This window comes from Pontimicrobium sp. MEBiC01747 (genome assembly GCF_053601635.1).
Genome location: NZ_JBSHNS010000323.1, coordinates 1 through 11183, shown reverse-complemented (window position 1 = coordinate 11183; position 11183 = coordinate 1). Strand labels below are relative to the sequence as shown.

The window sequence follows — 11183 nt, the reverse complement described above, 5'->3', positions numbered from 1 at the left end:
ATATGTATATAAACAATGGGCTGGTTTATACGAAGAAGCAAACCAATTTATAAATGTAAATAGAGGCTTTGGTTTTCATGCCTACCCAGGTCGAGTAGGTATTTGGCCAGAAATAACTGTAATAGAACTAAAAAAAGGCTCTAAAACAGCTTAAAAATCAACAATATAAAACTATAAGTTGTTAAAAAATTGTAGATTTGAAGTAACAAGTTTAAACTAATACTTTAAATAATGTCAAAATTTGGAGAATTAATAGATGTAAATATTCCTGTTCTGTTAGATTTTTTTACAGATTGGAATGAGCAATCTACGGCAATGCATCCAGTACTACGAGATGTTGCTGCTGCAATGGGAGATAAAGCCAAAGTGATTAAGATTGATGTTGAGAAGAATAGAGAATTGTCTGAAGCATTACGAGTAAAAGGATTGCCAACACTTATTATATATAAAAATGGCGAAATGCAATGGAGGCATAGTGGCGAACAAGATGCTAATACATTAATAAGTATTTTACAACAATATACTTAGTAAGGAATTGCTTTAAAGATATAGCCTTTATTGCTAAAATGCTCTAATACTTCTGGTAAAGCATATGTCATGTTCTTTGCGGCTTTAATGCTATCATGAAATACAATAATATTTCCATTAGTAGTGTGTTTAATAACATTTTTTAAACACTGTTCCTTAGGTAGTTTTTTATCCCAATCTATAGAAATAACACTCCACATTATTATTTTATAACCTCTTTTTATAAGCGCTTTTGCTTGACTATTTTTGATCTTCCCAAATGGTGGGCGAAAAAGATTAGATTTTGGCAGACGTTTGTTGTCTATTATAGAGGTATTGATAATTTCTTGAGCTTGCTCTACATTACTTATGTAGTTCTTTTTAGAGGTTCTCCAGCCTTTTAAGTGGTTATGAGTATGGTTGCCTACATGGTGCCCTTGTTCAACTATAGTATTAAAAATATCTGAGTGCTTTTCTATATTATTCCCGATACAAAAAAAGGTAGCTTTTGCATTATATTGCTTAAGAGTATTAAGTGTCCAATTTGTAATTTCTGGGGTAGGGCCATCATCAAAAGTAAGATACAGTATTTTGTCTTTAGACGAAAAATCCCAAACATAGTTTGGGAAAATTCGTTTTATAAACTGTGGTATTTTTACTGGAAAAAAAATCAACTGCTAGTCTTCTACATTAATAATACTACTATCTCTAGATATTAAACTATCTATAGCTAAATCTAAGTCTTCTTTTAGAGGTTGCTGTTCTTCCTGTGGCATAATATCGTTAAATAACTGCTCGTAATTACGGAACGTTAAAAACTCTTTTTCACCAAACTCATCATCGTATTCTGCAAGCAGTATAATAAGTGCACGGTAACGTTCTATATCTGTGTAAATATCAACAATACTAGAACGTTGTTGTTCTCTATTTAATTCGCTGTAATACGTTAAGTTTTCTTGGTATTTAACAGCGACATCTTTAAATAGTTGTCTCGCTTTCTCTTTAGCTCCTACCTCATAATAAGCGCCAATGTATGGTTCTAAAAGCGTATAGTAGCCAAATTTATCTACAGGCATATTTGTCATGGCAATATCTGCTATTTCTTCAGCCTTATCTAATTTGTCCTCTTTAATTAATTGCTCTATTAATCGCGCTAAATTACCTCTATAAGTAATAGAATTTCTTCTCGTTTCTGGATCATGGTAAATAGCATCACTACCACTATTTCCCCAATCCCAATGTTTTACTTTGTTATACATTAAATCTGTATCTACACGTCCCATATCAAATGGATTTGCTCGGTCTACAGGAGTTGCAATAGGAACTAACTTATAAACCATACCATCTAACTGCAAATAGTCTTCCATCCAGATATAATCATCAGAACCAAAAGCACCGCCAGTAAAGTAAATAGGGCGTTTCCAGTGGTTGTTAGCAACAATGTCTAGCATAAGTAAACGCTGTTTATAAATAGCACTCTCTTTAATTTTTATATCTATATAGGGTACAATTTTATCAGCGTCTTTTTGTTTTACAATTCCGTTCTCTAAAACATTAGCTTTATTAACCGGTATTCTAATGTTCTCAACAGGGAAATAATTAAGATTTCTATATTGAGATGGGTATTGATTTGGATCTTCCCCTTCTAATTCTAAGACACTTTTAAATTTGGTCTTAGGGTTATCGCTAGAGACAAAATTCATGAAATCTTTAATTAATAAAGTGTCTTTACTATAAATACGCTTATCTTTTCCAGATCTTGGATCGGTATAATATAAACGCTTCATAACATATTCTCTAGTACCAAGCTTATATTGATCGTGAGTTAATTGAGACGGTATAGGGTCGCTTTCGTAAGCTTTACGCTTCATTTGGTCTATGTACCAATCGGTTTGGAATAAACTCGTGTTTACAACACGAACATCTGTTCTATAACCTTCAATTTCTTGTGCGTACCATAGTGCGAATGTATCGTTGTCTCCAATAGAAAATAGTATTCCGTTCTTATCACAAGAATCTAAATACTTTTTAGCCATAGCTCTAGCGGTATATTTGCCAGACCTGTCATGGTCATCCCAGTTATTTGCAGCAAGAATAGTTGGTACTAATAAAATGCAAACTAAAGTAACTGCTGGTGCTAATAGAGGTGTTTTAACCTTATTCTGTAAAATATCGTAAAGCGCATATACTCCAAAACCTATCCAAATTGCAAACACATAAAAAGAACCTACAACAGAGTAATCACGTTCTCTAGGCTCAAAAGGACGTACATTAGTATAAACCTGAATAGCTAGTCCTGTGAATAAGAAAAAGACTAGCAATACCCAAAAGGTTTTTTTATCTCTATTTAATAAAAAGAATAAACCAATTAACCCAAATATAAAAGGTAAGAAAAAGTACGTGTTTCTAGCTTTATTATTTTTTACATCGCTAGGTAAATTATCTTGAGACATGCCTAGGTGCCAAGAATCGAAAGCTTTAATACCACTTATCCAGTTTCCATGATTGTCTAGTTTACCTTGTATGTCGTCTTGACGACCAGTAAAATTCCACATAAAGTAACGCCAGTACATGTATCCTAATTGGTACTCAAATAAGTAAGCTATATTACTAGCAAGAGAAGGTTTTTCAACATCAAGATAACTTTGCCCATATTCTTTCAAGAAATTTGCATAATCTTCATAATCAACACTACCTTTTGCAACTTCATTTTTAAACTGGGAAACCATAGATTTTATTCTGTTTAACCCTTCACTAGTATAAATTCCTAGTTCTTGTTCGTATTTCGCTACAAATTGTTGATACTCACTATCACTTAATTTGCCTTCATTAAGATTATAAATAAATTGTTCTATTAACCTTTTTGTAGTAGGATCTATTGTAAACTCTGGTTTTAAATTAAAATCTAAAAAGCCCGAAAACATTAAGTAGTTTTTAGCATTTTCACCACTCCACATTCTTGGTAAAATAGAAGCATGTTTAGAATTGTAATTCTGTTTAGCCTTTTTCCAATCATTGACTATAATATATTTTCCAGACTTTTCATCCTTTTCATATTTAGGTTTATCATCAACATAAGGCGTCTTTTCATCTAGCCCAGAATATTGATCTGTAAATAAAGGACCATAAAATAAGTGTGTTTCTGGATATTGTTCTAAGTTATAATATGCTAATAACTCTCTCGCACTAGATGGGTTATTTTCGTTAATAACAACATTTGCATTAGCACGAATAGGTAACATTAACCAAGAAGAAAAACCTATAATTATAAATGTAACACATAGAATTCCTGTATTAACATGTTTATAACCTTTATCTCTGGTATATTTTAAGCCAAAATAGATGGCAGCAATTAAAATTAATCCAGCAATTATAGAACCTGAATTAAAAGGTAAGCCAATGGTGTTAACAAAGAATATTTCTGAAACACTAAAAAACCTTAGAATATTTGGTGCTAGTAATTTAAATATAATTAATAAGATGGCAACAGAAACAACATTAGCAACTATAAAGTTTAAAACCGTTACTTTTTTATAGTTTTTAAAGAAGTAGATTAAACCAATGGCAGGAATGGTTAATAGCCCCATAAAGTGAACTCCAAAGGATAACCCAATAATAAAAGCAATTAAAATAAGCCAACGATTACCGCGAGGTGTATGCATATCTTGCTCCCAACGTAAAGCTAAATAGAATAAAATAGACATTATAAGTGTTGCCATAGCATACACTTCTGTTTCAACAGCATTAAACCAAAAAGAGTCAGTAAAAGTAAACGCTAAACTACCAACTAAAGCACTACCTAAAATAGCTTTAATTCTATCATTAGTTAATTTATGTTCTCCAATTACTTTTTGTAACAACAAAGAAATACTCCAAAACATAAATAAAATAGTAAAAGCACTAGATACTGCACTAACCATATTAAGCATTAATCCAACTTGCTCAGGATTAAAAGCTAAAGTCGAGAACATGGCTCCTAACATTTGAAATAGTGGTGCTCCTGGCGGGTGACCAACTTGTAGTTTTGCAGAAGTTAATATGTATTCTCCTGCATCCCAGTAACTAACAGTAGGTTCTACAGTTAAGCTATAAGTTATTAATGCAATTAAAAAAGCGAACCAACCCAGTATGTTGTTCCATTTTTTAAAGTTAATTGAAGTCATTGATGTGTCTTATTTATTATGATGGCGAATTTAGTAATAATTATTAAACGGTAGCCATTTTTAAGTTAACGTTAAGGTTTTTGTGAATTTTTTTTAAATAAATGTTTGCAGATATTATTATTCGTTTTATATTTGCACCCGCAAACAGTTACTGGCCTATGGTGTAACTGGCAACACGTCGGTTTTTGGTACCGAAGAGTCTAGGTTCGAGCCCTAGTGGGCCAACAAAAAAGTCTTCCAATTTTGGAAGACTTTTTTATTTTACATTGTTTTTAAGTTATATCTTAAAAGTAATTACTGGTCGTTTGGCATGATTAACAATGTCTTCGCTTAAACTACCGTTAAAAAAGTGAGCAATACCTTGTCTGCCGTGTGTGCTAATACCAATTAGGTCTGCATTAATAATATGAGAGAAGTTTAGAATTCCTTTCTCGGCAGTCTCATCATTATAAATATTAATCGTGTAGTTTTTAAAATCATTATCCTTAATAAACTCGTTTATTCTTACTTTGGCATCAGCTGTTGTGGTAAAGTTTGCAACAGTATTTACCATTAGTAAGTGAATTTTAGCATTAAAAGCTTCAGCTAATTTTATAGCCTGCTTATAGGTTTCTTTATTGTCATTTTTAAAATCTGAGGCAAAAACAAACTCTCTAATATTAAAATCAGTATGTTCATTTTTAATAACTAAAACAGGCGTTTCAGATGTACGTACAATTTTCTCAGCATTAGAGCCTATAAACATTTCTTTAAGCCCGCTAGAACCATGAGACCCCATAACTATTAAATCTACATTATGCGCTTTGCAAGTCTCTAAGATACCTGTAGAAATATCATGAAAATCTACCATTTCATGCACAGTAATGTCACTTAGGTAGTCTTTGTTCATTACAGATTCAAATTGTTTATGGGCTAATTTCATAAAATAAACAGCCTCAGGTAAGTCTGTAGGTGCACCTCCATCTGTAATATGATTCATTGGGAGATCTAGCATGTGGAGTAAGATTAACTCACAATTATGCTTTCTAGCAAGTTGTGCAGCAACCTTAATGGCGTTTTCGGCTTCATTTGAAAAATCTGTAGGAACTAGTAATTTTTTCATATATATGTGTGATTTAGTGTGGTTTTATAAATTTAATAAAAAAAAATGATTTTACGTAAAGACTTACACATTAGAGTTTTCCTTTTTGTAATGAAAAAATGATTTTATAAAGATTATTTTAAATAATAACTCACATTATTTTAAAATGCTAAACAGTTTAAGTTATGAAAATCAATAAAAATGTGTATATTTGCACCGTTGAAAGAAAATAAGAAAGGTGAGGGGACGTAAAGTCCCCTCTTTTTATACTTAAAAATGTTTATAACGACTGTTAAAGATTTACTGGAAGAAGCATTACAAGAAAGAGAAGATTTATTCTTAATAGACTTCTCTATATCTGGTGCAAACTTGATTAATATTATTATCGATGGAGATAATGGTGTTAAAGTAGAAGATTGTATGTTTATTAGTAGAGCTATAGAGCATAATTTAGATAGAGAAGAACAAGACTTTTCTCTGGAAGTTGCATCTGCAGGTGCTGCATCGCCTTTAAAATTGCCAAGACAATATAAAAAGAATATTGGACGCAAATTGGAGGTGAAAATGCAGACAGAAACAATAGAAGGGGAATTAACAAATGCTTCAGATGAAGCTATAGATGTAGAATGGAAAGCCCGAGAACCAAAACCAGTAGGTAAAGGTAAGGTGACCGTTCAAAAGAAAAGAAATATTGCTTACAACGATATTGTAGAAGCAAAAGTGATGATAAAATTTTAATTCAATAGAGTTATGGAAAATCTTGCATTAATTGAATCGTTTTCGGAATTTAAAGACGATAAATTAATCGACCGTGTGACATTAATGGCAATTCTAGAAGACGTGTTTAGAAATGCTTTAAAAAAGAAGTTTGGAGATGACGATAACTTCGATATAATTATAAACCCAGATAAAGGGGATTTAGAAATTTGGAGAAATAGAATAGTAGTAGCAGATGGAGAAGTAGAAGAACCAAATCAAGAAATATCATTATCTGAAGCGCGCAAGATAGAACCAGATTTTGAAGTAGGAGAAGATGTGTCTGAAGAAGTGAAATTAATAGATTTAGGACGTAGAGCTATCTTAGCATTACGCCAAAACTTAATTTCTAAAATACACGAACATGATAACACTAACATCTTTAAGCAATTTAAAGATTTAGAAGGAGATATTTATACTGCCGAAGTGCACCACATACGTCACAGAGCAGTAATTTTATTAGATGATGAAGGCAATGAAATTATTTTACCAAAAGATAAGCAAATACCTTCAGATTTCTTTAGAAAAGGAGATAATGTAAGAGGAATTATTGATAGTGTTGAGCTTAAAGGAAACAAGCCAGCTATTATTATGTCTCGTACATCACCTAAGTTCTTAGAAAAATTATTTGAATCGGAAATACCAGAAGTATTTGATGGTTTAATTACCATTAAAAATGTAGTAAGAATTCCAGGAGAAAAAGCAAAAGTAGCTGTAGATTCTTATGATGATAGAATTGATCCAGTTGGAGCATGTGTAGGTATGAAAGGATCTAGAATTCATGGAATTGTTCGTGAATTAGGAAACGAAAATATAGATGTAATTAATTACACAAATAATTTACAATTGTATATTACTAGAGCCTTAAGTCCAGCAAGAGTAACCTCTATTAAAATAGATGAAGAAAATAAAAGAGCAGAAGCTATTTTAAAGCCAGAAGAAGTAAGTAAGGCTATTGGACGTGGCGGACACAATATTCGTTTAGCAGGACAATTAACTGGATACGAGATAGATGTGTTTAGAGAAGGTGCAGAAGAAGATGTGGAGTTAACAGAATTCTCAGACGAAATAGAAGGCTGGGTTATTCAAGAATTTAGTAAAGCAGGAATGGATACTGCAAAGAGTGTCTTAGAACAAGACGTTGCAGATTTAGTAAAAAGAACAGACCTAGAAGAGGAAACAATTCTAGATGTTATTAGAATTCTTAAGGAAGAATTCGAAGATTAACATATATTTGGAGTAAAATTAAAGGTTAAAGGCAATTTATGGCTGAAACGATTAGATTAAATAAAGTATTACGTGAGCTAAACATCTCTTTAGATCGTGCTGTGGAATTTTTAGATTCCAAAGGTGTCGAGATAGAGAAGCGCCCGACTACGAAAATTTCTGAAGAAACGTATAAAATACTTTCTGATGAGTTTCAAACAGATGCTAGTAAAAAAGTAGCCTCTCAGGAAGTTAGTGAAGCGAAACAAAAAGAAAAAGAGGACTTACGTATTAAGCGTGAGCAAGAGCTTGAAGCAAAGCAAAAAGAAATTGAAGCTAGAGAGCAGGCAAGAAGGAGAGAAGTTGTAAAAGCTGCCAAGCCTTTATCAGGACCAAAAACTATTGGGAAAATAGATTTAAACCCGAAGAAGAAAGACGTAGAAGAAACAACTCCAGAACCTGTAAAGGAAGCACCTAAAGCTAAGGAAGAAGAAGCAAAGGAAGCACCTAAGCAAGAAGTTGTAAAAGCAGCTAAAACTTTAGCAGGACCAAAAACTATTGGTAAGATAGATTTAGAGCCTAAGAAAAAGGAAGTTGCTAAAAAAGAGACTCCTAAACCTCAAGCTCCAAAAAAGGAAGAGCCAAAAGTTGAAGAGAAACCAGCACCAGTTGAAGCTAAAAAGGAAACGCCTAAAAAACCAGATGCTAAAACAATTGTAACTCCAGAAGGAGAGGAAATTGTTGAAGAGAAGGTTAAAACGCAGTACCAAAAACTTACAGGTCCTAAAATTGCAGGTGATAAAATTGATTTATCTCAATTTAATAAGCCTAAGAAAAAGAAGGAGGAGAAAAAGCCAGACGATACTAACAAAAGAAAGCGTCGTCGTATTTCTAAACCAGGAGATAATAAATCAGGAGGAAATAATCCTAATAATAGATCAAACAACAATAGAAACGATAGATTTAAAGGTAAAAAATCTGGTCAGTCTAGACGTCCTGTTGTAAAAGAAGAGCCTAGCGAAGAAGATGTTAAAAAGCAAGTGCGTGAAACACTTGAAAAACTTCAAGGTAAATCTAATAAAGGAAAAGGAGCTAAATACAGAAGAGATAAAAGAGAGCAACATAGAGAGCAATCTGAAATCGATCAGAAAATAGAAGCAGCAGAAAGTAAAATCCTTAAAGTAACAGAGTTTGTTACGGCAAGTGAAGTTGCTACTATGATGGATGTACAGGTAACACAAGTTATCTCTGCATGTATGTCTTTAGGTATGATGGTAACAATGAATCAGCGTTTAGATGCTGAGACATTAAGTATTGTTGCAGAAGAATTTGGTTATAAAGTAGAATTTATAACAGCAGATATAGAAGAATCTATTGTAGAAGTAGAAGATAAACCAGAAGATTTAGTAGAACGTGCACCAATCGTTACAGTAATGGGACACGTAGATCATGGTAAAACATCTTTACTAGATTACATTCGTAAAGAAAACGTAATAGCAGGAGAATCAGGAGGAATTACACAGCATATTGGAGCCTATGGTGTAGAGCTAGAAAACGGACAAAAAATTGCCTTTTTAGATACACCAGGACACGAGGCCTTTACAGCCATGCGTGCACGTGGAGCCCAAGTTACAGATATAGCAATTATTGTTGCAGCAGCAGATGATGATATTATGCCGCAAACAAAAGAAGCAATCTCTCACGCTCAAGCAGCAGGAGTGCCAATTGTATTTGCTATAAACAAAATAGATAAGCCAGACGCAAACCCAGATAAAATTAAAGAAGGTTTAGCAAACATGAACCTATTAGTTGAAGATTGGGGAGGTAAAATACAATCTCACGATATATCAGCAAAAGTAGGAACAGGTGTAAAAGACTTACTAGAAAAAGTATTACTAGAAGCCGAGTTGTTAGAACTAAAAGCAAATCCTAATAAACCAGCAGTAGGTACAGTAGTAGAAGCCTACTTAGATAAAGGTAGAGGGTACGTTTCTACAGTTTTAGTACAAGCGGGTACACTTAGAATTGGAGACTATGTACTAGCAGGTAAAAATAGTGGTAAAGTTAAGGCAATGCAAGATGAACGTGGTAATAACGTTAAACAAGCAGGGCCATCAACACCAGTATCTATTTTAGGATTAGACGGAGCGCCACAAGCTGGAGATAAATTTAATGTATTTGCAGACGAACGCGAAGCAAAACAAATTGCAACAAAACGTATGCAATTACAACGTGAGCAAGATGTGCGTACAACAAAGACATTAACATTAGCAGAAATTGGACGTCGTATTGCTTTAGGAACATTTAAAGAACTTAATATTATCCTTAAAGGTGATGTGGATGGATCGGTAGAAGCTTTAACAGATTCGTTCCAGAAATTATCTACAGAAGAAATTCAGGTTAATATCTTACACAAGGGAGTAGGAGCTATAACAGAAAGTGATGTGTTATTAGCAACAGCATCAGATGCCATTATTATTGGATTTAATGTAAGACCAGTAGGAAATGCAAGAACAATAGCAGATAGAGAAGAAGTAGATATTAGAACATACTCAATTATCTACGATGCAATTAATGACCTTAAAGATGCTATGGAAGGTATGTTGTCTCCAGAGCTTAAAGAGGAAATTACAGGTACAGCAGAAATTAGAGAACTATTTAAAGTTTCTAAAGTGGGTACAATTGCAGGTTGTATGGTAATGAATGGGAAAATATACAGAAGCTCTCAAATACGTATTATTAGAGATGGCGTTGTAGCTTACACAGGTGAATTAGCATCGTTAAAACGATTTAAAGATGATGTTAAAGAAGTGTCTAAAGGATACGATTGTGGTATGCAAGTTAAAAACTTCAATGACATAAAAGAAGGAGATACAATAGAAGCATTCCATGAAGTAGAAGTAAAAAAGAAATTGAAATAATATAAAATCAATTAAACAAAAAAGGCGACCCAATGGTCGCCTTTTTTTATGTCTAGATTTTTCCTTTTTTAATCTTTCTCCTTTTTTGGTTTAAAAAGAAAAGCAGAAGGGAATTTCTTTTTAATTTCTACAAGTGCACGATCGGCTTCTAGCTTAGTTCTAAAATTACCCACCCATACTTTATAATTAGGAGTTTCATAAACCTTTTTTGTAGACCATTTATCATAAGAGTACTTAAAGGCAGTTTTTACTTCTTCTGCCTTGCTATGATCTCCTGAAAAAATTTGGATTTTATAGCGTCTAGTGTCTTTGTCATTAGCATTAATTTCTGTTTTATAATTTAATAAAGTAGAAATAGCAGGGTCTTGATTAATGGTAACCTTACCCTGTTGTGCATTGCTAAAGGCTGTGAAGCCAAATAGGCAAAGTGCTAGTAAACAAAGGTTTTTATAAGAAAATCGTGTCATAAATAAGTTTTTATTAATACAAATGTAAAAGTAAATAACGAAATTTGGTCGCATTTCTTATTTAGAATATCTCTAAATTAGA

8 protein-coding genes, 1 tRNA gene and 1 pseudogene are annotated in these 11183 nt (G+C 32.8%); 6 read left to right on the top strand and 4 right to left on the bottom strand.

The window, feature by feature from the left end:
* Both ACVC2P_RS10670 and ACVC2P_RS10665 read left to right on the top strand, forming a co-directional pair.
* Positions 1-154 (top strand): annotated as a pseudogene (locus ACVC2P_RS10670) (metallophosphoesterase); the annotation flags it as partial.
* Between the two features lie 77 nt (positions 155-231).
* Positions 232-528 carry a thioredoxin family protein gene (locus ACVC2P_RS10665; RefSeq protein ID WP_452598460.1) on the top strand — a complete coding sequence of 99 codons (297 nt, stop codon included), beginning with the start codon at positions 232-234 and terminating at the stop codon, positions 526-528.
* Here the strand turns inward: ACVC2P_RS10665 and ACVC2P_RS10660 are convergent.
* Positions 525-1181 carry a polysaccharide deacetylase family protein gene (locus tag ACVC2P_RS10660; RefSeq protein ID WP_452598459.1) on the bottom strand — a complete coding sequence of 219 codons (657 nt, stop codon included), beginning with the start codon at positions 1179-1181 and terminating at the stop codon, positions 525-527. The genes ACVC2P_RS10665 and ACVC2P_RS10660 overlap by 4 nt on opposite strands.
* 3 nt (positions 1182-1184) lie before the next feature.
* On the bottom strand, positions 1185-4670 hold the full coding sequence (locus ACVC2P_RS10655) for a DUF2723 domain-containing protein (protein ID WP_452598458.1): 3486 nt from the start codon (positions 4668-4670) through the stop codon (positions 1185-1187).
* Between the two features lie 152 nt (positions 4671-4822).
* Here ACVC2P_RS10655 and ACVC2P_RS10650 point away from each other — a divergent pair.
* A tRNA-Gln gene (locus ACVC2P_RS10650) sits at positions 4823-4895 on the top strand.
* Between the two features lie 52 nt (positions 4896-4947).
* Here ACVC2P_RS10650 and ACVC2P_RS10645 read toward each other — a convergent pair.
* Complete coding sequence (locus ACVC2P_RS10645) at positions 4948-5772, bottom strand: universal stress protein (protein WP_452598457.1); 825 nt, start codon at positions 5770-5772, stop codon at positions 4948-4950.
* A gap of 255 nt (positions 5773-6027) precedes the next feature.
* On the opposite strand from ACVC2P_RS10645, the gene rimP reads away from it, so the two are divergent.
* From rimP to infB, 3 genes are read left to right on the top strand one after another with little or no spacing between them, the layout of a single operon-like run.
* A complete protein-coding gene (gene rimP / locus ACVC2P_RS10640) occupies positions 6028-6489 on the top strand; it encodes a ribosome assembly cofactor RimP (protein WP_452598456.1) in 462 nt (153 codons plus the stop codon).
* A gap of 12 nt (positions 6490-6501) precedes the next feature.
* Complete coding sequence (nusA, locus tag ACVC2P_RS10635) at positions 6502-7734, top strand: transcription termination factor NusA (RefSeq protein ID WP_452598455.1); 1233 nt, start codon at positions 6502-6504, stop codon at positions 7732-7734.
* 38 nt (positions 7735-7772) lie between these two features.
* Complete coding sequence (gene infB / locus ACVC2P_RS10630) at positions 7773-10634, top strand: translation initiation factor IF-2 (RefSeq protein ID WP_452598454.1); 2862 nt, start codon at positions 7773-7775, stop codon at positions 10632-10634.
* Between the two features lie 68 nt (positions 10635-10702).
* Here the strand turns inward: infB and ACVC2P_RS10625 are convergent, their stop codons facing one another.
* Positions 10703-11101: an SPOR domain-containing protein gene (locus ACVC2P_RS10625; protein WP_452598453.1), complete on the bottom strand. Its 399-nt coding sequence runs from the start codon at positions 11099-11101 to the stop codon at positions 10703-10705.
* Positions 11102-11183: the final 82 nt, after the last annotated feature.